This window comes from Pseudomonas sp. rhizo25, assembly GCF_031931935.1.
Classification (GTDB): Bacteria; Pseudomonadota; Gammaproteobacteria; order Pseudomonadales; family Pseudomonadaceae; genus Aquipseudomonas; species Aquipseudomonas synxantha.
This window is the reverse complement of record NZ_JAUJXA010000001.1, coordinates 77,305-100,596: the sequence shown is the minus strand read 5'-3', so window position 1 is coordinate 100,596 and position 23,292 is coordinate 77,305. Positions and strand designations below refer to the sequence as shown.

General features: G+C 59.5%; 25 protein-coding genes. 10 read left to right on the top strand and 15 right to left on the bottom strand.

The window, feature by feature from the left end:
• Positions 1–102: 102 nt before the first annotated feature.
• The 3 genes from nadS to QZR30_RS00465 form a co-directional block, all read right to left on the bottom strand.
• Complete coding sequence (gene nadS / locus QZR30_RS00475) at positions 103–390, bottom strand: NadS family protein (protein ID WP_003189536.1); 288 nt, start codon at positions 388–390, stop codon at positions 103–105.
• Between the two features lie 2 nt (positions 391–392).
• Entirely contained in the window at positions 393–707 is a 315-nt protein-coding gene (locus tag QZR30_RS00470) for a type II toxin-antitoxin system RelE/ParE family toxin (protein ID WP_046071432.1), read from the bottom strand.
• Positions 708–812: 105 nt separating this feature from the next.
• On the bottom strand, positions 813–1,754 hold the full coding sequence (locus QZR30_RS00465) for a LysR family transcriptional regulator (RefSeq protein ID WP_056847347.1): 942 nt from the start codon (positions 1,752–1,754) through the stop codon (positions 813–815).
• Positions 1,755–1,911: 157 nt separating this feature from the next.
• Between QZR30_RS00465 and QZR30_RS00460 the strand changes: the two genes are divergently transcribed.
• Genes QZR30_RS00460 through QZR30_RS00450 form a run of 3 tightly spaced genes read left to right on the top strand, consistent with a single transcriptional unit; the run spans position 1,912 to position 5,518 of the window.
• On the top strand, positions 1,912–3,228 hold the full coding sequence (locus QZR30_RS00460) for an MFS transporter (protein WP_068966592.1): 1,317 nt from the start codon (positions 1,912–1,914) through the stop codon (positions 3,226–3,228).
• Between the two features lie 11 nt (positions 3,229–3,239).
• A complete protein-coding gene (locus QZR30_RS00455) occupies positions 3,240–4,469 on the top strand; it encodes a Zn-dependent hydrolase (protein WP_311902831.1) in 1,230 nt (409 codons plus the stop codon).
• Between the two features lie 11 nt (positions 4,470–4,480).
• Entirely contained in the window at positions 4,481–5,518 is a 1,038-nt protein-coding gene (locus QZR30_RS00450; protein ID WP_311902830.1) for a histone deacetylase family protein, read from the top strand.
• An 18-nt stretch (positions 5,519–5,536) separates the two neighbouring features.
• On the opposite strand, the gene QZR30_RS00445 is transcribed toward QZR30_RS00450, so the two are convergent.
• Together QZR30_RS00445 and QZR30_RS00440 are read right to left on the bottom strand one after the other, a co-directional pair.
• Positions 5,537–5,890, bottom strand: a complete 354-nt coding sequence (locus tag QZR30_RS00445; protein ID WP_059397047.1) for a type II toxin-antitoxin system RelE/ParE family toxin — start codon at positions 5,888–5,890, stop codon at positions 5,537–5,539.
• On the bottom strand, positions 5,887–6,291 hold the full coding sequence (locus tag QZR30_RS00440; RefSeq protein ID WP_046071438.1) for a ribbon-helix-helix domain-containing protein: 405 nt from the start codon (positions 6,289–6,291) through the stop codon (positions 5,887–5,889). Before QZR30_RS00440 ends, QZR30_RS00445 begins: the two co-directional genes overlap by 4 nt.
• A gap of 210 nt (positions 6,292–6,501) precedes the next feature.
• Here QZR30_RS00440 and QZR30_RS00435 point away from each other — a divergent pair, with 210 nt between their 5' ends.
• Positions 6,502–7,404: a LysR family transcriptional regulator gene (locus QZR30_RS00435; protein WP_059397106.1), complete on the top strand. Its 903-nt coding sequence runs from the start codon at positions 6,502–6,504 to the stop codon at positions 7,402–7,404.
• On the opposite strand, the gene QZR30_RS00430 is transcribed toward QZR30_RS00435, so the two are convergent.
• Complete coding sequence (locus QZR30_RS00430) at positions 7,396–8,154, bottom strand: substrate-binding domain-containing protein (RefSeq protein WP_059397046.1); 759 nt, start codon at positions 8,152–8,154, stop codon at positions 7,396–7,398. The genes QZR30_RS00435 and QZR30_RS00430 overlap by 9 nt on opposite strands.
• Positions 8,154–9,458 carry an MFS transporter gene (locus QZR30_RS00425; protein ID WP_059397045.1) on the bottom strand — a complete coding sequence of 435 codons (1,305 nt, stop codon included), beginning with the start codon at positions 9,456–9,458 and terminating at the stop codon, positions 8,154–8,156. Before QZR30_RS00425 ends, QZR30_RS00430 begins: the two co-directional genes overlap by 1 nt.
• Positions 9,459–9,655: 197 nt before the next feature.
• On the opposite strand from QZR30_RS00425, the gene QZR30_RS00420 reads away from it, so the two are divergent.
• On the top strand, positions 9,656–9,799 hold the full coding sequence (locus tag QZR30_RS00420) for a hypothetical protein (RefSeq protein WP_173664474.1): 144 nt from the start codon (positions 9,656–9,658) through the stop codon (positions 9,797–9,799).
• A gap of 161 nt (positions 9,800–9,960) precedes the next feature.
• Here the strand turns inward: QZR30_RS00420 and QZR30_RS00415 are convergent, their stop codons facing one another.
• Both QZR30_RS00415 and QZR30_RS00405 read right to left on the bottom strand, forming a co-directional pair.
• Complete coding sequence (locus QZR30_RS00415; protein ID WP_046071441.1) at positions 9,961–10,398, bottom strand: hypothetical protein; 438 nt, start codon at positions 10,396–10,398, stop codon at positions 9,961–9,963.
• A 1,015-nt stretch (positions 10,399–11,413) separates the two neighbouring features.
• The gene (locus tag QZR30_RS00405; RefSeq protein ID WP_173664475.1) at positions 11,414–11,590 is read right to left on the bottom strand and encodes a hypothetical protein; all 177 of its coding nucleotides are present in this window, start codon (positions 11,588–11,590) and stop codon (positions 11,414–11,416) included.
• 129 nt (positions 11,591–11,719) lie between these two features.
• On the opposite strand from QZR30_RS00405, the gene QZR30_RS00400 reads away from it, so the two are divergent.
• Positions 11,720–12,643 (top strand): LysR substrate-binding domain-containing protein, encoded by a 924-nt coding sequence (locus QZR30_RS00400; protein ID WP_046071442.1) that lies wholly within the window; start codon positions 11,720–11,722, stop codon positions 12,641–12,643.
• 89 nt (positions 12,644–12,732) lie between these two features.
• On the opposite strand, the gene QZR30_RS00395 is transcribed toward QZR30_RS00400, so the two are convergent.
• From QZR30_RS00395 to QZR30_RS00385, 3 genes are all read right to left on the bottom strand, one after another.
• Positions 12,733–13,668 carry a LysR family transcriptional regulator gene (locus tag QZR30_RS00395; RefSeq protein WP_046071443.1) on the bottom strand — a complete coding sequence of 312 codons (936 nt, stop codon included), beginning with the start codon at positions 13,666–13,668 and terminating at the stop codon, positions 12,733–12,735.
• Between the two features lie 137 nt (positions 13,669–13,805).
• Positions 13,806–14,993: a cyanate transporter gene (locus tag QZR30_RS00390; RefSeq protein ID WP_059397044.1), complete on the bottom strand. Its 1,188-nt coding sequence runs from the start codon at positions 14,991–14,993 to the stop codon at positions 13,806–13,808.
• A gap of 150 nt (positions 14,994–15,143) precedes the next feature.
• Entirely contained in the window at positions 15,144–16,766 is a 1,623-nt protein-coding gene (locus QZR30_RS00385) for a 5-guanidino-2-oxopentanoate decarboxylase (protein ID WP_046071445.1), read from the bottom strand.
• 111 nt (positions 16,767–16,877) lie between these two features.
• Between QZR30_RS00385 and QZR30_RS00380 the strand changes: the two genes are divergently transcribed.
• On the top strand, positions 16,878–17,756 hold the full coding sequence (locus tag QZR30_RS00380) for a LysR substrate-binding domain-containing protein (protein ID WP_274358138.1): 879 nt from the start codon (positions 16,878–16,880) through the stop codon (positions 17,754–17,756).
• 472 nt (positions 17,757–18,228) lie between these two features.
• Here QZR30_RS00380 and QZR30_RS00375 read toward each other — a convergent pair whose 3' ends face one another.
• Positions 18,229–18,843 (bottom strand): NAD(P)-dependent oxidoreductase, encoded by a 615-nt coding sequence (locus QZR30_RS00375; protein ID WP_059397042.1) that lies wholly within the window; start codon positions 18,841–18,843, stop codon positions 18,229–18,231.
• Positions 18,844–18,877: 34 nt separating this feature from the next.
• On the bottom strand, positions 18,878–19,744 hold the full coding sequence (locus tag QZR30_RS00370) for an MBL fold metallo-hydrolase (protein WP_046071448.1): 867 nt from the start codon (positions 19,742–19,744) through the stop codon (positions 18,878–18,880).
• Between the two features lie 105 nt (positions 19,745–19,849).
• Here QZR30_RS00370 and QZR30_RS00365 point away from each other — a divergent pair, with 105 nt between their 5' ends.
• Together QZR30_RS00365 and QZR30_RS00360 are read left to right on the top strand one after the other, a co-directional pair.
• On the top strand, positions 19,850–20,755 hold the full coding sequence (locus QZR30_RS00365; protein WP_311902829.1) for a LysR family transcriptional regulator: 906 nt from the start codon (positions 19,850–19,852) through the stop codon (positions 20,753–20,755).
• Between the two features lie 101 nt (positions 20,756–20,856).
• On the top strand, positions 20,857–21,036 hold the full coding sequence (locus QZR30_RS00360) for a hypothetical protein (protein ID WP_046071450.1): 180 nt from the start codon (positions 20,857–20,859) through the stop codon (positions 21,034–21,036).
• On the opposite strand, the gene QZR30_RS00355 is transcribed toward QZR30_RS00360, so the two are convergent.
• A complete protein-coding gene (locus QZR30_RS00355) occupies positions 21,029–21,904 on the bottom strand; it encodes a helix-turn-helix domain-containing protein (protein ID WP_274358140.1) in 876 nt (291 codons plus the stop codon). The genes QZR30_RS00360 and QZR30_RS00355 overlap by 8 nt on opposite strands.
• Before the next feature lie 189 nt (positions 21,905–22,093).
• Between QZR30_RS00355 and pobA the strand changes: the two genes are divergently transcribed.
• Positions 22,094–23,278: a 4-hydroxybenzoate 3-monooxygenase gene (gene pobA / locus QZR30_RS00350; protein ID WP_199525554.1), complete on the top strand. Its 1,185-nt coding sequence runs from the start codon at positions 22,094–22,096 to the stop codon at positions 23,276–23,278.
• Positions 23,279–23,292: the final 14 nt, after the last annotated feature.

Sequence of the window (23,292 nt, the reverse complement as noted above, 5' to 3'; positions counted from 1 at the left end):
AGAGCCTTGAATCTGCCGCACAAACGAAAAAGCCCGTCGCTGGGTCAACTCCGGGCTTTTCCGGGTATGACGATGTTTAAGGCGCAGCGGTGGAGTCTTATTTTAGCTAGCCAACGCATTCAGTACATGGACTGGGTCATTATGGATAGCTTTCAACAATGCCTTTGCTGGTCCGGTAGGCTCACGACGACCCTGCTCCCAGTTCCGTAACGTGCCAAGTTGCACATCAATCAGCGCTGCGAATTTAGCCTGGGTCAGCCCTGTCGCCTTACGGATCTCTTTGACTCGCATTGAATCAACATGGAACTCACGAGAAGGTTCGCGTTCTCCGCGCAGGATCTCGTTCATCTCTTGAACGCTTTCCATCAGTTCATCAAAAAATCTGCTCATAGCTATCTCCAGTGCTCAATCGCAGCCTTCAGTGACTTGCGCTCTACGGCAGTCAAGTCCTGCTGTTCATTTTTGGGATAGATCATCAGTAAAACAATCTGTGATGCCGAGACGAAATGGTAATAGATCACCCGCGCCCCGCCTCGTTTGCCATGGCCTTTGGCTGCTACTCGTATCTTGCGAACTCCACCCGTACCCTCAATCACATCGCCAGCAGAAGGGTTGACTACCAGCACGTTCTGAAGAGCCATGTAGGCATCCTCGTCGATCAATTCTTTAACGCGACGGGTGAAGACTGACGTCTCTATGAAAATCATCGCTAATGTACGCCATTGGCTTAGTTGGCTGCAATCCTAGCCGAGTGTGCTTCGACGTGCATTCAGTGAGTTGTAACTGCTTTTTGACACGCAGGATGTGGTCAATTATACATCGGCCAACCGCCCCAAAAGACTCTCAATAAACACCCCCTCCGCCCGGCTCATCTTCTGCTCCCGGTTCCACAACAGATGAATATCCACATCCGCAATCCCCTCATCCGGCGGCAACCGCCACAGCAGCCCGTTCTTCACATCGTCCGCCACCACATGAATGGGCAAACACCCCAAGCCAAACCCGGCAATGACCAAACGCCGCACTTCTTCCAGGCTGGAAGATGACGCCACGATCCGTCCGCTGAACCCTTGCTGATCACGAAAAATCGTCAGTGGCGAGAGCATCCCGCCAATCTGGTCGCTGGTAAAACTCACGAAGTTTTCCGACTGCAAATCCCCCTCGGCCAGACCTTTGCGCCCAAACAATGGGTGATGTTTTCCGCAAAAGAACGCATAACGCTGACGCAGAAACAGATGCTGTTCCAGGCGCGGTTGCGGCCGGCGATTGAGGCTGAGCCCCAGGGTCGCGGTTTTTTCCAGTAGGGCGGCGACGATGTCGGAGCTGCGCATCACTTCGACTTCCAGATCAACCCGCGGATGGTCGCGATGAAAACCCGCGAGAAAGTCATCGAAGGTGTCTGAATTAATCCGGCTGATCATCAGCAAGCGCACCTTGCCGATCACTTCATCACCGGGCTTTTGCAGGGCGTTGCTCATCTGCGACACCTGGCCATACATCTCACCGGCAATCGCGAAGATCTGTTCACCCGCCTCGGTGAGCACGAAGCGCGGGCCACGGCGCACGATGAGCTGGCAGTCGAGTTGCTCTTCCAGACGCTTGAGCGCCTGGCTGATGGCCGGTTGCGTCAGGTGCAGGCGCGCGGCGGCGCGGCTGATGCTCAGTTCCTGGCCGATCACGCGGAAGGTGCGCAGCAGGTTCCAGTCCAGGCGGTCGTTGAGCAGCGGATGAATATCGCGACGGGATTCGGGCATGGCATCGCTCGATAATAAGCAGGATTTATAATCAAGATAATAAATAGAAAATTGACTAATCATAGCCTGGAGCCGAAAAATCGGGCTTAACAAGCGCCACCAGAGCGCACCGGTTCGACCTTCTCCTGCCAAAAAAATAACCAAAGGAGCCAGCCCCATGAAGCCTTCCGCTTCGCCGCAGCCTCGCCGTGCCGCGGCCGCCGCTTTTATCGGCACCATGATCGAGTGGTACGACTTTTACATCTATGCCACCGCTGCGGCGCTGGTGTTCGGTCAGCTGTTTTTCCCCTCCGACGATAAACTGTTCAGCACCATGGCTGCGTTTGGCACTTTCGCCGTGGGCTTTTTCGCCCGGCCATTGGGCGGCATTGTGTTCGGCCATATCGGCGACCGCATCGGCCGCAAGAAATCCCTGGTGATTACCCTGGTCATGATGGGCGTGGTCACGGTGTGCATTGGCCTGTTGCCGACCTATGCACAGATCGGTGCTGCCGCGCCGGTGCTGCTGATACTGCTGCGGGTAGTGCAGGGCATTGCGGTCGGTGGCGAGTGGGGCGGGGCGGTGTTGATGGCTGGCGAGCATGCGCCAAAGGGGCGACGTAACTTCTTTGCGTCCTTCGCGCAGTTGGGTAGCCCGGCGGGTTTGATTCTTTCCCTGCTGGCGTTCAGTGCGGTGACCCGTTTGCCCGAAGAAGACCTGCTCAGTTGGGGCTGGCGTCTGCCATTTCTGGCCAGCGCCTTGTTGTTGGTCGTTGGCCTGGCGATTCGCTTGGGTGTGAACGAGTCGCCGGAGTTCCTCGAAGACAAAGCCCTGGCGGAAAAAGCGCGGGCGATCAAGAAGGACCAGGCCCCCGTGCTGGAAGTGCTGAAAACCGCTTGGCGCCCACTGTTGTTGTGTATTGGCGCCAATACGTTGGGGATTGCCGGCGTGTATTTCACCAACACCTTCATGATTGCCTACAGCACTCAACAATTGGGCCTACCGCGCTCGTTGATTCTGGAATGCCTGTTCTTCGTCGCCATTATCCAGTTCTGCGTTCAGCCGCTGGCCGCCTGGGTGGCGGAGAAGGTCGGCGCTACGCGGTTTCTGTGCGCCATGTGCGTGCTGGCAATGGCCTCGCCTTACCCGATGTTCGTATTGGTCAGCAGCGGCCAGGCGCCGTTGATCATCCTCGGCATTGCCCTGGCGGTGGTGTGCATGGCGTCGTTCTATGCAGTCATCGCAGGTTTTGTCAGCGGCTTGTTTGAAACCCGCGTGCGCTACACCGCGATCTCCCTGGCTTATCAGGTATGCGGTGCGTTGGCCGGTGGCCTGACACCCTTGATCGGAACCTGGCTGGCCCATCAGTACCAAGGTCAATGGTGGCCGATGGCAGTGTTTTACAGCGTGATCGCGGCGGTCTCGTTGATGTGCGTACTGGCCTTGTCCCGCCGCCATGCCACGGCCCACCGCTTGGAAATGGCACACAGTTGAGGAAGTCAGCAATGTTGAAGATTAATGGCGAGCGCCTGTGGGCCAGCCTGATGGCCATGGCCGAGATCGGCGCGACCGAACGCGGTGGCAGCTGCCGCCTGGCATTGAGCGCCGAAGACAAGGCCGGTCGCGAGCTGTTCAGTCACTGGTGTAAAGCCGCTGGCCTGACGTTGAGCGTGGATGCCATCGGCAACCTGTTCGCTCGTCGCGCGGGTACCGACAATGACGCCGCCCCGGTAATGATCGGCAGCCATCTCGATACCCAGCCCGAAGGCGGGCGCTTCGATGGCGTGTACGGCGTATTGGCCGGCCTGGAGGTGATCCGCAGCCTCGACGACCACGGCATCCAGACGCGCAAGCCCCTGGAAATTGCGGTGTGGACCAACGAAGAAGGTGCGCGTTTCACCCCGGCGATGCTGGGCTCGGCGGTCTTCACCGGTGCCCTCGCGCTGGACAAGGCGCTGGCGACCACCGACGGTGATGGCGTCAGCGTGGACGAGGCGTTGCGCGCCACCGGTTATAACGGTGAGCGTGCATTGGGTGGGGCGGTGGATGCGTATTTCGAAGCGCATATCGAGCAAGGCCCGATCCTGGAAGACAACGCCAAAACCATCGGCGTGGTCACCGGCGGCCAGGCGATTCGTTGGCTCGATGTGCGGGTCGAAGGCATGGCTGCCCATGCGGGCACCACGCCGATGGCGTTGCGCAAAGATGCGTTGTATGGCGCCGCAAAAATGATCCAGGCCCTGGAACACCTCGCTGCCGATTTTGCCCCGCAAGGCCTGACCACCGTGGGTGAGTTGAGCATCGCCAAGTCGTCGCGCAACACCATTCCCGGTGTGCTCGACTTTACTGTCGATCTGCGCCATCACCGCGACACCGATATCGACGCCATGGAGCAGCAAGTGCGCGCACGCCTGCAGGCGATTGCCGACAACCGTGGCCTCAGCGTGACCATCACACCGCACTGGATCAGCCCGGCGACGCCGTTCGACGCGCAATGCGTGGCGTGTGTGCAAGCGTCGGTGGACGCTCTGGGCTACAGCCAGCAGACCATCATCAGCGGCGCTGGCCACGATGCCATCCATCTGGCGCGCTATTGCCCGACCGCGATGATCTTCATCCCCTGCGTCGGTGGCCTGAGCCACAACGAAGCCGAAGACGTCTTGCCTGAAGACGTGCGCCAGGGCACCGATGTATTGCTTAACGCCGTGTTGAAACGCGCCGGTCAAGTTCAGTAAGGAATATTCTTATGCGTACATTCTTTCACCCCGAACAACTGCTGCATCACCCACGCAGCTACTACTCTCGTGGCCAGATGCGCACGCCACAGGAGGTTCCCGAGCGTGCGCGCAACCTTCTGCTGGCTGCGCGAACCCTGGGTTTCGATATCCAGCAGCCGGTCGACTACGGCATGGCGCCGCTGTTCGCCGTACACGGCGCGGCATACCTGGGTTTTCTTCAAGAGGCTCACCAGCGCTGGAAGGAAATCCCCGAAGACTGGGGCGACGAAGTCATGTCCAACATCTTCGTACGCGAGCCCAACGCCCTGCGCGGCATTCTTGCCCAGGCGGCACGGTACCTGGCCGATGGCAGTTGCCCGATCGGTGAACTGACCTGGCGTTCGGCGTATTGGTCAGCCCAAAGCGCGGTTGCCGCTGCCCATGCCATCCTCGATGGCGCGCCTGCCGCCTACGCCTTGTGCCGCCCACCTGGTCATCACGCCCGCTTCGATGCAGCGGGTGGCTTCTGTTACATCAATAATGCGGCGGTGGCTGCGCAGGCTTTGCGCCAAAACTTCCAGCGCGTCGCGGTGCTCGATACCGACATGCACCACGGCCAAGGCATTCAGGAGATTTTCTACCAACGCAATGATGTGCTTTACGCGTCGATCCATGGCGATCCGACTAACTTCTATCCAGGAGTGGCCGGCTTTGCCGAGGAAAAAGGCGATGGCGCAGGCTTAGGATTCAACCTCAACCTGCCCATGCTTCATGGTGCCAGCGAAGCGCTGTTTTTCGAAAAGCTGGAACTGGCCGTGGCAGCGGTGAAGGACTTTTCGGCGGATGTGCTGGTGTTGTCACTGGGTTTCGATATTTACGAGCTGGACCCGCAAAGCAAGGTCGCGGTGACGCGGGAAGGCTTTGCGCGGCTGGGGCAGTGCATTCGAGGGCTGGGGTTGCCGTGCTTGATCGTGCAGGAGGGGGGGTATCACCTGGAGACGCTGGACAGTAATGCGCAGGCGTTTTTCAGTGCGCCAGCGGCTTGGGAGAAGCTATCAGGCGATTAAGCGCTAAAAGCCTGCCGATCAGTTTTCAGCAGGCTTTTCATCTATCAATGAGCAGTCGTTCCCCTCACCCTGGAACAGCGCCGTGTAGTTTTGCCCGCCATAAAATCCCCCCACTATCGACACCGTTTCGCAATCAGGCCTCACCCTGAACGCGATGATGGTGCTGCAACGATAGTGCGTGATGCGCAAGCCTGTAAGCAGGTCGTCACGGCGCGTGCCACGCAAGGGGAACAGGGCGAGGCTTTCACAGTGGCTGACGAGATTGTCGATAAAGCGCGTCGCTACCAAGGGGGAGCCGGCATCGCAGATGTAATCCTCAAGGGCATCGAGTTGCGTCAGGACTTCAGGCGAAAAAACCACCGAGTAGCTCACGCGTTCCCGATGCCTTTGCGCTGACGCCCGGCTGCCATATGCTCGCGAACCTGTTCTGCAGATAACCCGAGCTCAGGCTGTGCCTCAAGAGCGGTCGCTGCCGGGAGGACTTCGTCCCTCAGCCAATCTTCCATGGCACGGTCACGTGCCAGCAGCACCCGCAATCCGTCGCGAATCACTTCGCTTTCGCTGGCATATTCGCCGGCAGCCACCTTGGCTTTGACCAGGGCCGCCATTTCAAGGGGCAAGGTGATGCTCATTTGCTGAGTTGAGCGCATTGGGATGTCCGCCAGAAGTGAGTAGGATTCAATCCTACTTGACCATTGGCGCGATGCAAGAAGCAACTGATCAATGCCGATCTCCGGCGTCTCGTCGTCCATCCAGAAGGGGTAGGTTTGCATGGGGTGCCGCGTCTCCAGTTGTGTGGGTCAGGCTGCAAGTATTGACCCGTTTTGGCGATCGCGTGGCCGTGGATGGCCGATAAGCTGCTGAAATGTGTGACTTGATATCTGTAACAGGATTATCTCGATAAAGCCGCCCCGGCTCGCATGGCATCCCATCGGCCCCCATACGATAATGCTCGTCACCTCGACCACTTTGGCCCGCCTCCCGTGATCATCAATTTCGACCTCAACGACCTCCAAGCCTTCCGCGCCGTGGTAGACAAGGGCAGTTTTCGCGGCGCCGCCGAGGCCATACGTATCTCGCAGCCGGCCCTCAGCCGGCGTATCGAGAAGCTAGAATCCGCCCTCGATGTAAAGCTGTTCGAGCGCACCACGCGCCGGGTCAGCCTGACCATGGTCGGCCGTGCATTCTTGCCCCAGGTGGAGCGCATGCTCGATGACCTCGACATCGCCCTGATGGGCATCAGTAATGTCGCGTCGACGCGCATGGGCAATGTCACCATCGCCTGTGTGCCATCCACCGCGTATTACTTCATGCCCCACGTCATCTCCGAATTCCACAAGCTGTATCCGAAGATTCGCCTGCGGGTGCTGGATGCCAGTGCTGGTGAGGTGAGCAATGCGGTGGCCAGTGGCGAAGCGGATTTTGGTGTGAGTTTCAGCGGCAGTCTGGCCGATGAAGTGGAGTTCGAGCTATTGCTGCAGGAGCGTTATGTGCTCGCCTGTTGTCGTGACCATCCGTTGGCCGCACGTGAGAGCGTGACGTGGACCGAAGCCTACGAACACGACTACATCACCGTGGACAAAACCTCGGGCAATCGTTTCCTGCTCGACCAGGCCCTGCGTGGCGTGCGCGTGAAAAAACCGAGTATCTGCGAGACTCACCACGTGACGACGATGATCGGGCTGGTGGAGGCGGGGTTGGGCGTGGCGATGGTGCCGTCGATTGCGATGCCGGCGCACACCCACCCGATTCTGGTGAGTGTGCCCCTGGTAGAGCCGCAGGTGATGCGCAACGTAGGCTTGATCAAACGCCGCGGACGGACATTGCCGCCAGCGGCGCTGGAGTTGGAGCGATTGGTGCGGGAGATGCCGTTTCGGTCAGCGTGACACCGAGTCCAGTCCGGTGGACTGCACCACCGGCTGAGCTTGCGGCGAGGCCATGAACTGCAGCAGCGCCTTGGCCTCGTCGGGGTGTTCGGCGTTGACCGGAATGCCCGCCGCAAAGCGTGTCACCGACTGCACGTTTTCCGGAATCTTGCCGACAAACGTGACACCCTTGACCGGCAACAATTCAGCCACCTGTTGCAAGCCGACTTCGTAGTCACCCCTGGCCACCTGTTCGCCCACGGGTACCCGCTCGATCATGGTGCCCTTGGCCGGCATGCCGAGTTTCTTGAACAGCTCCTTCTCGACATACACACCGCTGGCACTGTCCGAATACGCCACGGATTTAGCCTTGCTCAGCACGGCCTTGAGTTCGGCATCGGTAGTGATCGCAGGTTTCGCCGCGCCTTCTTTCACCACCAGCCCAATCCGCGAGTCCGCCAGTTCCACGCGGGACGCGGGGTCGACCTTGCCCTGTTTGATCAGCTCGTCCAGTGCGTAGCCGACCATGATCACCACATCGGCATGTTCGCCACGAGCCAGGCGGTTGGGAATCGCTTCCGGCGCCTTGCCCATCGACGGGCCGAGGATGGTGTCGAGGGTGTCACCGCTTTGCTTGGCGTATTGCGGGCCGAGCAACTTGTAGGCAGCGGTGAAGCCACCAGAGGTCATTACCTTGAGTTCTTCGGCCTGGGCCGCCAGCGCCAGGGCGCCAAGGGCGAATGCCGCCAGGGTTTTGAGTAGAGTCCTCATCAAACGGCCCCCTGCATGACCTGCCCGCGGGTGTTAGCCCGGCGATACAGCGCCAGGGTCGAGCACAGGGCGCACAGCGCGGCAAACATCATCCAGTAGGCCGGCGAGGCCTTGTCTTCGGTGATGTGAATAAACCAGGTGGAAATCGCTGGCGTGAAGCCGCCGAAGACCGCGGTTGCCAGGCTGTAGGCCAGGGAGAAACCCGCCACGCGCACTTCCACCGGCATGATTTCGGTTAGTGCCGGAATCATCGCGCCGTTGTACATGCCGTAAAGGAAGGAGAACCACAGCAGGGTTTCCAGCATATGGGCGAAGCTCGGTGCATTCACTACGTAGGACAACGCTGGGTAAGCAGTGAGAACGGTCAGCACCGTCATGGCGATCAATACCGGCTTGCGGCCAAAGCGGTCGCTCAAGGTGCCGCCGATCGGTAGCCAGACAAAGTTCGACACGGCCACCAGCAAGGTTACCAGCAAGGCATCGGAGGTACTCAATTGCAGCACGGTCTTGCCGAAGGTTGGCGCGTATACGGTGATCAGGTAGAACGCCGTGGTCGTCATCGCCACCATGAGCATGCCGCCGATCACCACGGTCCAGTTCTTCACCAGGGTCGCCATCACTTCACGCATGGTCGGGCGATGCTTGCGGTTGGCGAACTCTTCGGTCTCCTCCAGATTGCGACGCAGCACAAAGATAAACGGAATGATCACGCAACCGACGGCAAACGGAATACGCCAGCCCCAATCGGCCACCACCGCCGGTTCCATCCAAACGTTTAGGCCATAGCCGAGGGCGGCAGCGACCACGATGGAAATCTGTTGGCTGCCCGACTGCCAGCTGGTGTAGAAACCCTTGCGACCCGGGGGGGCCATTTCGGATAGGTACACCGACACACCACCCAGTTCCGCGCCGGCCGAGAAGCCTTGCAGCAGGCGGCCCAGCAGCACCAACAGCGGCGCCCACAGGCCAATGGTGTGATAACCCGGTACCAGCACAATCAACAGCGTACCGCTGGCCATGATCGACAAGGTCACGATCAAGCCTTTGCGACGGCCCACGTCATCGATATAGGCACCCAGAATGATTGCGCCCAGTGGACGCATCAGAAATCCCGCACCGAACACGGCGAAGGTCATCATTAATGACGCAAACTCATTAGCGGCCGGGAAGAACGCGGCAGCGATATAGGTGGCGTAGAAACCGAACAGGAAGAAGTCGAACTGTTCGAGGAAGTTGCCCGAAGTCACGCGGAATACCGCACCGATTTTCGAGCGGGCAGCGTCGGGCCGGGAAGGGCTAGTCATGGTTTTGTGTCTCCAGCGTTCTTTTTAAAGTGCTTGTTTCGCTTAAGACTGGGGATAGTGGCTGACACATTTAGAAATGATAAGTGACAAATTTGAATGGATTGATGCGCGCTGGCTATCAATCAGTACCTCCGTCAAAAGACCTGCCTTGTTCTATACTTGAGCCTGTGTCCAATTCTTACGGATGGGAGGTGGTAATGGCTGACGAACAGAAACGGCAGAATGAGTCGGAGCGCGAACAACCCCGGCGACAGGAGGAGGAAAAACCGCAGACCTGGAAGCACCCCGATGATGGGACTGAGCTTTCCGAGCGGGACCAGGAGCGTCCGCTGAAACCCTGAGTACCCATCCAGTCAAAAAAATTGAGAGCGACGTTGTATGTGTGGGGGGGGCGTCAAAGTGCCTTCGCTCTCATATATGACCGATGCAAAGGGTATATTTATATTTCGTTTTCCTCGAAGTTGAAGATAAACGCTTTATTTATGTGGGTGGCAAATAATTATTATTTTTTATATTTTACGTCGCTTTTCAGGGAGTGTCCCTCGAACTCGCCCTCGCCATCTATTTTCTTACGTTCTTGGTTGTTTGCCGGGTTAACTGCAACAAAATTGAAAGATATTTTGATAGAAGCGTCGTTCGAGGAAACTGATAACACATTCACCGTTCCTCCTTTTTCATCGGCATCCCAGCTGTTTGCCCTCCCGGGATTGAACCACGCGCCGACTCTGGTAACTCTATTGATTGCATGCTCGCCAATAGAGATATTTGTGGGGAATGTAAAATACAAACCTTTGAACATGAATCCTCCTTCTGGACCACCTACTACAAAAGAGTTCGTGTCGGCCTCATAGATAACTGAGTCAGCCACCCACCGTTCAGTGTCACCTTCGATATCGGCTTCTAAGCGACCTGTAGTTGCGCGTTTTTCGATAGTCGTCATGATGGAGTTCTCATCAGTGTCAGTAGTATTTAACAGCCTTTTTCGTGATTAATGAATAATACTAATGTCAGTGAAAATCTACTGTCAGATTTAACAGTAAATCGATTCAGTTGATTTGTGGGAGTCCCACCACATCTTCGATGTGACGCTGTCGCGCAGCAAACTAGGGAGCTTGCTCCCGTGGCGGCCTGATAGCCGAGGATGTTGGTTTTCGTCCTGGGTACATATCCGTTGTTTAGGTAACGGCCACCCGGCGTCCTGCCGGGTTACCCGCGGCTTCGAGCCTGCGTCGGCCAGCGTGGTTTAACGGGGCGCCTGAGATCAAGATCAAGAGCGACTCGCTGCGCATCGCAGATACGCTGGCGGCGCTTTTGCTTTTCTGTAGGAGCGAGCTTGCTCGCGAAAAACCTGAGAACGCCGCGTTCTTTCTGGTTTCCCGCGTCATCGTTAACGACCTTCGCGGGCAAGCCCGCTCCCACAGTTGTACGCGCACGCTTCAACGATCAGGTCGGCTATAAGGCCGCCTCGCTGTGCTTTTGATCTTAGGCGCCCCGTTAAACCACGCTGGCCGCAAATCAATGTCGGATTACGGGCACACCGAGCCTGGGCGAGGTGCCGAGTGGTGGGGCAAGAGTGTTTTGCTTACTTCTGCGCTTTTCAAAAGTGAGCCGCTGTAAAAGCGGAACCATAAGTGGCCGTTACCTAAGCAACGGATATGTACTCGCCCTAACAACCCAACAACCCGGTCACATCGTCGACGTGGTGCCGTCGCGCAGAACCTGGGCCGCCTCCAAAATATCCGGCATTAAGACTAAATTTTAAATATTTAAAATCAGTAGCTTACTTGAAGCTTGATAAGAGCAGCCTCGCCTGGAAGAGAGCGACGACCGAATTTCGCAACACCTTCAGAGACATTACCCACATCCCCCAATGCCTGCGTCGAGAACCGCACCCGCTTTGGCGGCCTAGTGGCCGCGTTGTCGGCATTACGCCTGCGCCAGGGTCAGGAGGCCCCTCACACCAGCAACGAGGTCGGAAACCCGGAAGCCAGCACCAGGTAAGCCACCACCGCCGCCAGGCATAAACCGACAAATACGCGCAGCAAAGTCCTGGCGGTGGGGTGAACGATGAATTTGATAGCCCATAGCAAAAAACCGCTGAGCAGTAGGCTTAGGGCGAAAATGACCAACACAATGGAGTACCTGCGACCTTCAAGAGCTGATTTATAGTCCCAAAGCCTGCGGATGAACAGTGCGCACATAGACGCAGCCCCGCTGCCTTTCTAAACTGCGGCTTGTCTTGGGGAAAGGGGCAGGCGCCGATGAATCGCAATGAATTACGCAAGGCCGATATCAACCTGATGGTGGTCTTCGAAGCGCTGATGCTCGAGCGCAATGTGACGCGGGTGGCCGAGAAGCTGTTTCTTGGCCAGCCGACTATCAGCTCGGCCCTCAATCGCTTGCGCACCCTGTTCAATGACCCGCTGTTTATTCGCGTCGGACATCGCATGGAGCCCACGGCCCGCGCCGAGGAAATTATCCAGCACCTGTCGCCGGCCCTGGATTCGCTGTCATCGGCCCTGAGCCTGACCCACGATTTTGACCCCTCCATCAGCACCATGACCTTTCGCATCGGCCTGTCCGATGACGTTGAGTTCGGCCTGCTGCCACCGTTGCTGCGGGCCTTGCGCCAGGAAGCGCCCCAGGTGGTGTTCGTGGTACAGCATGTGGATTACTGGCGTATTCCCGACCTGCTGGCTTCCGGCGATATCACCGTCGGCATCACCCAGACCCGCGGTCTGCCGGCGAATGCCAAGCGTAAGCTGTTGCGGCATATCCGCCCGTGCCTGCTGCGCGCCGATGCCTCGGACACGCCGCTGACCCTCGACGAATATTGCGCACGGCCCCATGTTCTGGTGTCCCACACTGCCAACGTGGCCGGGTTTGCCGATGAGTGGCTGGCGGAGGTGGGCCGCAAGCGCCATGTGGTGCTCTCGGTGCCGCAATACAGCTCGCTGCCGGCGTTGCTTGCCGGCACCGACATGATCGCCAGCCTGCCGGACTACACTGCTCAGGCCATGGCCGCCAGCGGGAACCTGTTCTGCGAGCCGTTTCCGTTCCAAACCCCGACCCTGGACTTGTCGATGGTCTGGCTCAGCCATGTCGACACTGACCCTGCGGAGCGCTGGATGCGCTCGCGGCTGGAGGCATTCATGAGCGACCGAGGGCCTGCTGGCGAAATGTAGGAGCGAGCTTGCTCGCGAAAAGCGTCAACGTTAACTCGGGATTCCTGAATGAGCGCGGCGCCTGCGAGTTTTCGCGAGCAAGCTCGCTCCTACAAAAGGCTCTGTTCCTCACACACCCTCACCACTTGCTCACGAAACCAGGTATTGGCCCTGTCCTGCCCACTGGTTTCATTCCATTGCATATCCAGGGTGAAGCCCGGAAGGCCATTAGGGGCTTCGCACACACCGAACGCCGGCGCCGGTGCCAGCAATTTCTGCACGCGGCGGGGCAGGGTGAGGATGAAGTCGGTGCCGGCAATCATCTTTAACGCCGCGCTGTAGCTGTTGGCCCGCGCGATCACCTGGCGCTTGCGGGCCTGCCGTGCGAGCCAGCCGTCGATCATATTGGTGTCGGAGGTCCACGGCGTGGGGAATACGTGACGTCGCTCAACGTAGGATTGCAGGCTGAACGCCGGCTCCCGGGGCGCCGAGCGTTGGTCAAACACGCAGACCAGGTCGTCTTCAAGCAGCATCTGTGTCTTGAAGTCTTTATGAGCGCGGTGAAAGTGCGGACCGAAGCAGATCACCAGGTCGAGGCGACCTTCACGCAGGTCGTCGGCGGGGATATCGGTTTCCAGTTTTTGCACATTGACGATCACCGGCAGGTCGGCGCGGTCGAAGTGCTTGAGCAGGCGCGGCAGGATCAGTTGTTCGAAATATTCCGGGGCGCACACATTGAAGGTCACCGCCTGTTGGGTCGGATCGAAAGCCTGGCCACCAGCGTGACACAGGTTGATGCTTTCCAGGATCTTCTGCACATGCCCGTACATGGTGGTGGCCTTGTACGTAGGGCGCATGCCCGCCCGCGTGTTGATAAACAGCTCATCCTCAAAGCTGGTACGCAGCTTCTTCAGGCTATAGCTCACGGTGGACTGGCTGACGAACAGCGTCTCGGATACATCGGTAACGCTGCTCTGGTCGTAGACGGCGATGAACACCATCAGGTCCTGCATGTCGAGTTTTCTGAGCAAGTTACTGTTTAGCATCGGTTTCGTCCGTAAACCCTTTGTACCGAACTCAGTACAAGACTGGGCAAAATGTTAACGGAACGCTCGTACCAATAGAAAGCTCTGTAGGACCCTTCAATGTTATGTGTGGGACAAATAATGTTTGCAATACGACGTCAGCGGATATGTTGCGCGTAATGCTTCGGATCGAAGCGGATGACGATCAGCAGCATCGCCACCATCACCGCCGTCAATGACCACCAGGCCCATTCGAAACTGCCCAGTTGGTCGCGGATGATTCCGGCGATCAGCGGCGACAGGCCGGCGATCAGGTAGCCGATGCCCTGCACAAATGCGGTAAGGCTACCGGCGCGCCGTGGGTTGTCGAGGTGGTCAAGAGACAGGATCAGGCTCATCGGAAACAGGCCGCCTATACCCAGGCCGAGCAGGCATGGCCATAGCAGGCTCCAGTGTCCGGGGCTAAGGATAAGCCCGCAGAACCCCAGGATGATCAGCACCAGCAGCACCGCGACTATCGCGCGTTTATCCTGGCGGCGGTTGGCGATGGCCGGCGTGACCAGGCCCGAGATCACTTCCATGGCGGTCAAGAAGCCCAGCAGCAAACCGGCATTCTGTTCACTCCAGCCCTGTTCGACGTAATACGGCGCCAGCCACGCCAACACACAGGTGTAGGACGCCGTGCCGAGGCCGAAAAAAATCGCCAGCAGCCAGGCGCGGCGGTTGCCGAAAAAGGAGGCCTGCGCGCTTGAACCGGCTTGGGGTAAAGGCGGCAAGACTGCGCGCTGGGCATACCAGAACACCAGAGCCAGCAACGCCAGTGCTGCCCAGATCGCCAAGCCTATGCGCCAACTGCCGGTCTGCACTTGTACAAACGGTGAGAACGAGGCGGCCAGCGCGGCGCCACCCATGATCGCGGTGACATACAGGCCCATGAATAACGAGACATTAGCGCTGAACCGCGACTTGATCAGCGCCGGCATCAGCGCCTGGATCAGCGCAATGCCGACACCCGCTGCGATGGCGCTGACGATCAGCTCCAATGCCGACTCCAGGAACAACCGCGACAAGGTTGCCAGCCCAATCACCAGCAACGACAGCACAATGCTGCGATGCTCGCCCAGGCGCTTGGCCATGCCCATGCCAAAGAACATTGCCAGGCCCATGGCCATGACCGGCAACATGGTCAGTAAGGCTGCGCTGCTGAAACTCAACGGCACATCCAAGCGGATCGACGACAATAACGGCCCCACGGCTGCCATTGACGGGCGCAGGTTAAGGGCGACCAGCACCACACTGATCATCAGCCAAACAGCGGTGGTGGGTTTTGCCTGAACGTTTTCCATGGGCCTGCCTTGAGTGAACAAGGGCGAATCAGGCCATGGATGGGAGGAGCGGGGCAAATCAGAAAGTCGCAGGGGCTATTGAAAAAATGCAGGCCCCTGACGTTGCGCACTTCAAATGGGAGGCGGATCTCCAGAGTTAGATAGAGCGGATTAAGGCTTGGTCAACGCCCACCGCTCTTGGTCGACTTCAATCAGCGTCGGCCCCGGGCGAGCAGCAGCGGCCTGCAATGCCGCACGCAGCGGTTCGACGCCATCGATGCTTTCTGCCGCGCACCCCATTGCCTTGGCGATGCCGATGAAATCCGGTGTGTAGATGTCCACGCCCACCGGCTCGATTGCGCGGTTGAGCATGTACTTCTTGATCTCTTCATAACCCTGGTTATTCCACAACAGCACGATCACCGGGATGCGGGCTTCCACGGCGCTGGCCAGTTCCGGCAGGGTGAATTGCAGGCCGCCATCGCCGATCAGGCACACCACCGGTTGCCCGTTGCCGCGCCCCAACCAGGCGCCGATAGCAGCGGGCAGGGCATAGCCGAGGGTGCCGTAGCCGGTGGAGGAGTTGAACCAGCGGCGTGGGTGCTCGAGGTTCAGGGTGAGGTTGCCGCTGTACACCGGTTGGGTGGAGTCGCCTACCAGCACGGCGTCGGGCAGCTTTTCCAGGACGGTATGGAGCAGCAGTGTTTGTGCGCGGGTGGCGGCATCCCAGGTGGGTGCCAGTTCGGCCCACAAACGGGCGACGCGTGCCGCGCCCCACCCGGTATTGCGTGGCGCCAGTGGCTGGCGGTTGAGTTCAGTGAGCAAGGCCTCGGCGGCGATTGTCGCGTCGGCCACCAGCGCCATCTGGGGCGGGTAGTTGCGTACGGTCTGGTCCGGGTCGATATCGACCCGCAGCAGCGCGCCGGGAATCTCGAAACCGCCGGCGAAGGTCACGTCGTAGTCGGTTTCCGCCAGTTCCGTACCGATGGCCAGCACCACATCGGCCTCGGCGACCATGGCGCGGGTGGCCGCCAGGCTTTGGGTCGAGCCGAGCAACAAAGGATGTGCGGCAGGCAGCAGGCCTTTGGCATTGATGGTCAGGGCCATGGGGGCGCCGAGGGTTTCGGCCAGGCGGGTCAGCTCTGGCGCTGCATCGATAGCACCGCCACCGGCCAGGATCAGCGGGCGCTTGGCGGCGGCGAGCAAGCGGCTCATCTGCCTGACCGCCGCCGGTGCCGCGCCGGCGCGAGCTACGCTGACCGGTGCACTGCCCATCAGGGCGTCGGCGTTCTCCACCAACACATCCAGCGGGATCTCGATATGCACCGGGCGCGGTCGACCGGCCTGGAACAGCGCAAACGCCCGCGCCAACACGCCGGGCAGTTCTGCCGCCGACATCAGGGTATGGGAGAATGCCGCCACGCCTGCCACCAGCGCGCTCTGGCTGGGCAGCTCATGCAACTTGCCGCGCCCGCCCCCCAATTGGCTGCGCGCCTGCACACTGGAAATCACCAGCATCGGGATCGAGTCGGCATAGGCCTGCCCCATGGCCGTGGTGATATTGGTCATGCCGGGGCCCGTGATGATAAAGCACACGCCGGGCTTGCCGCTGGTACGTGCATAGCCGTCAGCCATAAAGCCGGCACCCTGCTCATGGCGCGGGGTGACGTGACGGATACTGGAACGCGCCAGGCCACGGTACAGCTCCACGGTATGTACTCCGGGGATGCCGAACACCTGGTCCACGCCATAGCTTTCCAGGAGGTTGACCAATACTTCGCCGCAGGTCGCCATAGAGGTCGCTCTTGTGATGGATTCAAGGCGCTATTGGAGCGGCTTGCCGGTAGCGGCAACAACCGATAAAAAGTCATACTCGCCATGTCCTCACGTCATGGCTGAGCCGCGATGAAACGTCTTCCGCCCTTGCCCGCGTTGCACACTTTCTGGGTCACGGCCCAATGCTGCAACTTCACCCGTGCCGCCGAGCAGCTGCACATTACCCAGGGGGCGGTGAGCCGGCAGATCGCGGGGTTGGAACGCCAGTTGGGCTATGCTTTGTTCCTGCGCCAGGCGCGGGGTTTGCGCTTGACCGAGGAAGGCCGCGAGTGGGCGTTGCGGGTGCAACAGGTGTTCGGCTTGATCGGTGAGGGCGTGGAGCAGATCGGCAGCCGCCGCGAGGTGTTGCAACTCAAGGCGTCCACCTGCGTCATACGCTGGCTGCTGCCGCGCGTGTTGCAATGGCAGAAGGAGCGCCCGGAGGTGCCGGTTGAACTCACCACTACCGTGGCCTATACCGTGGACTTTCGCCGCGAGCGATTCGACGCGGCGGTGATCTACGCACCCATCGCCGAGCAGGCCGCCGAGGCACGGCATTTGTTCGACGAACAACTGACCCCGGTGTGCGCGCCAGCGTTGCTGGCAGGCTTGCACACGCCGGCTGATTTGCAGCAACAAGTGCTGTTGCATCCCACGAGGGACGAGCGGGATTGGACACTGTGGTTGAAGGCGGCGGGTACGCACTTGAGTCACCTGAAACAGGGGCCTCATTTCGAAACACTGGACTTGGCGATGACGGTGGCGTCACAGGGAAATGGCGTGGCGATCGGTGATCGTGCGTTGATTGGCGAGGACTTGAAGGCCGGGCGCCTGGCAATGCCGTTTGAATTGCGGGTGCCGACGGGCATGGGCTATTACCTGGTGTATCCGCCGGGGAAAGTGCCTTCTGCTGGCTTGTTGGCCCTGATGGACTGGCTAGTGAGCCAGGCACAGCAGTCACAGCACTGAAGATTCAAATGTGGGAGGGGGCTTGCCCCCGATGGGCATGGGTATCTACACAACTCTGACATGCGACCGTCAGTAACCACGATGCGAAGCGAGCCGCTCTTGATCTTGCTCTGCTTTTGATCTCAGGCCCCCCAAATCCCTGTCGGATTACGGGCACACCGAGCCTAAGCGAGGTGCCGAGTGGTGGGGCAAGAGCATTTGGTTACTTTTGCGCTTTTCAAAAGTGACCCGCCGTAAGGGCGGAACCAATAGCGGTCGTCACCTAAACAATGGATATGTACTCGATCCAACCGAACATCCTGGTCGGCTGTGAGGCCGCCATCGGGAGCAAGCCCCCTCCCACATGGGCCGGCGGCGTACCAGAAGTTGTGTAGATACCCATGCCCCGATAGCGGTGTGTCAGTCACAAATAATCTGCCTGATCTACTGCTATCGGGGGTAAGCCCCCTCCCACATTTTTTACCGCGTGGTGTCAGTAGCCAACGGTGAAGCGCTGACGCGAGTGTCTAGGTGTTTCAACCTCATCAATCATGGCGATGGCGTAGTCGGCAAAGCTGATCGAGCTGTTACCGTCACTGCTCACCAGCAGATCATCCTGGCCCAGACGGAACTTACCGGTGCGCTCGGTTCCATCGAACAGGGCAGAGGGCGACAGGAATGTCCAATCCAGCTCTTTTTCCTGACGCAACGTTTCCAGGAATTCAGCCCCGGCACTGGCTTCGGCCTTGTACTCTGCCGGGAAGCCCGGGCTGTCGATTACCCGGCTGCCGTCCGGTAGCAGCAGCGAACCCGCACCGCCCACCACCAGCAAGCGCTTGACCCCGGCCTTTTTCACCGGGCCGATCACGGCGCTGGCGGGCAAGGTGGCAAAGTGTGCGGCGCTGATCACCACGTCGCTGCCGCTGATGGCGTGTTGCAGGGCGTCGGCGTCCAGGGCGTCGACCTGCTTGACCGTGACGCCTGGGCGTACGGCAAGCTTGTCGGTGTTGCGGGCGATAGCCGTGACGGTATGCCCACGGCGCAGCGCTTCTTCCAGCAGTTGGCTACCGGCACGGCCGGTGGCTCCAATGATTGCGATCTTGCTCATGACGTTCTCCAACAGGGTTAAGGGTTTAAACCAATCACCACTTCATTTCGCCTTTGGCGACTTTGGCGCTCAGTTCCAGCGAGCTTTCGTCAGCGAGGGTGGGGTAACGCTTTTTCATCGCCGCGATCAGGGCGGCGGAATCCTTGGCCTTGGCGGTCTCGATGTCGAAGGCCTTGATGTAGTCAGCGGTGAATTTCACCGAGGCCAATGATGGCGTGCCCAGGTAATGGCCCGGGATCACCGTCTGCGGCTTCAGGTCTTCAATACGCTTGAGGGTTGCCAACCAGTCTTTATGGGATTGCGCGCCCTGGGTATCGGCCATCCACAGGTGGATGTTTTCTGCGACCACCACACCACCGACCACGGCCTTGATCGACGGAATCCACACAAAGCTGCGATCCGGCTGCGGGCCGTCGAGGCCGATCACCTCAAGCTGTTGCCCTTCAAGGGTCAGGCTGTGGCCTTGCAGTGCCTGCGGCACGATGGTCTTGGCGGGTTTGTCGGCGCCCATTTTCGGGCCCCAGAATTCCAGCTTGCCGGCGACGGTGGCGTTGATATGGTCGACCACCGGTTGCGGCGCAAGCACCTTGGCGTCGGGGAATGCGCTGGTGAGCGTGTCGAGGCCGAAGTAGTAGTCCGGGTCGCCATGGCTGATGTAGATGGTGGTCAAGTGCTTGCCGCTGGCGCGGATCTTTTGCACCAGTTGCTCGGCTTGGCCCTTGCCGAATTGCGCATCCACCAGGATCGCGTCTTTGGCGCCGCTGACCAGCACCGAGCTGACCGGGAAGATCGCGGCTTCGCCGGGGTTGTAGACGTCGAGTTTCAGCTCTGCGGCGGCGGCGTGAGCGGCGAAGGCCAGGGCGGCAGTGGCCAGGGTCAAGCGTTTGAAGGTCGAGAACATCGGGTAGCTCCTGCCATGGGTAAGGGATGCACAGAGCTTAGTTGCATAAAACACCCCAAAAAATGCGATGCTGGAACATAGTTTGTTTCTGAAATCGGGCAAATCATGGATCGTCTTCAAGCAATGCGCGTGTTTGTCACCGTGGTGGACCTGGGCAGCCAGTCTGCCGCCGCCGACCATCTGGACCTGTCGCGCCCGGTGGTGTCGCGCTACCTGGCCGAGCTGGAAGATTGGGTCGGCGCGCGGCTGCTGCACCGCACCACACGCAAGCTCAGCCTCACCGCAGCCGGCAGTGAAACCCTGCCACGCTGTCGGCAATTGCTGGAACTGTGTGGTGATATGCAGGCCGCCGTCAGCGAGCCCGATGACGCGCCCCGAGGCTTGCTGCGCCTGAGTGTGAGCACCTCGTTCGGCCAGGCGCAGTTGGGCGCGGCCATTGCCGAGTACGTCAAACGCTACCCGTTGGTGACGGTTGATCTGCAGATGCTCGACCGCACGGTGAACCTGGTGGATGAGCGCATCGACCTGGCGATTCGCACCAGTAATGACCTGGACCCAAACCTGATCGCCCGACGCTTGACCGTCTGCCGCTCGGTGGTCTGCGCCACACCGGTCTATCTGCGCGAGCATCCAGCCCCGCAGAAAGTCGAAGACCTGGCCCGGCACAATTGCCTGACCCACTCTTATTTCGGCAAGAGCCTGTGGCATTTCGAAGAACAGGGCGAACACGTGTCGGTGCCGGTGCACGGCAATATCACGGCCAACGAGGCCAGCACGTTATTGCGTATCACCCTGGCCGGGGCAGGGGTGGCGATGCTCCCCAGCTACCAGGCCAGTGACTTGATCCGCAGTGGTGAACTGGTGCGCTTGCTGCCAGAAGCCGAGCCGCGGCAGATGAACATCTACGCGGTGTATGCCTCGCGCAAGCACATGCCTTCGGCGCTGCGCAGCCTGCTGGATTTCCTGGTGCTGCGGTTTCCCGAGGAGCCCGCATGGGACACCGGGCTCTGAGACGCTATAAGCGCGCTGAATGGCAGCCAATCATGGCAACTTGCCCTAGCTGACCTATGCTTTAAACAGCGCCCTGTAGATCGGGTCCGGAGGTCAGTGCCATGAGTATTAAAACCCGCAAATACCTGACGATTTTCTCCCTCTGCGCATTGGCGACGGCGCTGTATGGCACTGCCGCCTATCGCGTCGAGCAAACGCGCATGCAACCGGCGGCTTTCGCCATCAGCTGCCATCAAGGTCAATGCGTGCCGCGCACCGGCAGTTTCAGCGCACTCAGGTAGGCTGCCCGGCCTTCAACTGCTCGCGAAAGGCCTTGGGTGAAAACCCGACTCGGCGGCGAAACAGCCGCGAGAAGTTGGTCGGGTCGGAAAAACCCAGCACCTCGGACATCTCATTGATGGTCATGCTGGTGTAGGTCAACAAACGCTTGGCTTCCAGCAACTGGCGGTCATGCATGATCTGCAACGCCGGTTGCCCACCCAACTCCCGACACGTCCCATTCAGGTGTGAGACCGAGATGCCCAGCTTGTGGGCCAAGTCTTCAATCTTGGGGTGCTCGCGGTAATGCTGCTCGATCAGTTGGGTGAAGCGGCGAAAATACTCACGACCCCGCGGCGCCCGGGGATGGCGGCGCTGGATCGCCTGGCGGCTGACCCACACCAGCAGCACGCTCACCAAGGCATGCAGCATCATGTCCCGGGCCGGCTGATCATCGGCGTATTCGTCCTGCAAACGGGCAAACAGGTTATTCAAATAGTCGCTGTCCTTGCCCGCCGGGTAACTGCCAAGGGTTTGCAAACCATCGATGGTGTCGCCCAGCTGCGCCTGCAAGTGGCTGACCAGCGGCGCCGAGAGGGTCACGACATAACCTTGTACATCTTCGGAAAAACGAAAGCCATGCACACACAGCGGCGGCAGCACTTGCAGGCTCGACTCGTTGAGGGTGGTGCGCTGGCCTTCGATTTCCAGTTGTGCCTGGCCTTTGTGCACATACAGCAACTGGCACAGGTCCGCGTGCCGGTGGGGCTGGATTTCCCACTGGTATTCCCGACTGCGCCGGGAAATGGTTTCGCAGTGCAACAAATCGGGCGTCGGCCACTGCTGGCTTTCCCCGTAAAGCTTGAAGACCGGAATCGCGGTTTTGGTCATGGTTTCAATCCGATACTCAGGATAGTGGTTCGGTAATCGCCCCGATTGGCGAAAAGTGCAGGCTTTGCGGCAGTTTTCACCTTCTTATGCTGCTCACTCAAGTGAAAAATGTCAGCCACAAGTCCACTGACAACTCTTTTACTCGATCCGTTCGAATGAAGGATGAAGGCGATAAAAATAATGAAAACTCTGAAAACCCAAGTCGCCATTATCGGTGCCGGTCCGTCTGGATTGCTGCTCGGCCAACTGCTGCATAACGCTGGCATTCAAACCCTTGTCCTAGAGCGCCAGAGCGCCGAGTACGTGCAAGGTCGCATCCGTGCCGGCGTGTTGGAGAATGGCATGGTCGACCTGCTGCGCGAGGCAGGCGTCAGCCAACGCATGGACACCGAAGGGCTGGTACATGACGGCTTTGACATAGCGCTCAATGGCCGACTCATCCCTATCGACCTCAAGACCCTGACCGGCGGCCAGTCGGTGATGATCTACGGCCAGACCGAAGTCACCCGCGACCTGATGACTGCTCGTGCAGCCGCCGGCGCCACCACCCTGTACGAAGCGTCCAATGTGCAGCCCCATGACCTCAAGGGTGAGCAGCCCTGGCTGACGTTCGAGCATGAAGGCCAAGCCTGGCGCCTGGAGTGTGACTACATTGCCGGTTGCGATGGATTCCATGGCGTCGCCCGCCAGTCGATTCCGGCCGAGGCATTGGAAGTGTTCGAACGGGTCTACCCCTTCGGTTGGCTGGGCGTGCTCGCCGACACACCGCCGGTACACGCCGAGCTGGTGTACGCCAAACACGCAAGGGGGTTTGCCTTGTGCAGCATGCGCTCACTGACACGTAGCCGTTATTACCTGCAAGTGCCGCAGGACGAGGTCGTGGAGCAATGGTCGGATGCACGTTTCTGGGAGGAGCTCAAGGCACGGCTGCCCAGCGCATTGGCAGAGCAGTTGGTCACCGGCCCGTCGCTTGAAAAGAGTATCGCGCCGCTGCGCAGCTTCGTGGTGGAGCCCATGCAATACGGGCGCCTGTTCCTGCTCGGCGACGCCGCGCATATCGTCCCGCCCACCGGCGCCAAGGGCCTGAACCTGGCGGCCAGCGATGTGAGCACCTTGTTCAGGATCCTGCTCAAGGTGTATCGCGAAGGGCGCCTGGACTTGCTGGAAAAATACTCGGCGATCTGCCTGCGTCGAGTGTGGAAAGCCGAGCGGTTTTCCTGGTGGATGACCTCGATGCTGCATCAGTTTCCCCAGGCTGACGCTTTCAGCCAGCGTATTGCCGAGAGCGAACTGGACTATTTCATTCACTCCGACGCCGGGCGCAAAACCATCGCAGAAAATTACGTCGGGCTTGCTTACGAGCCTATCGAATAGCCTGCTATCGTATC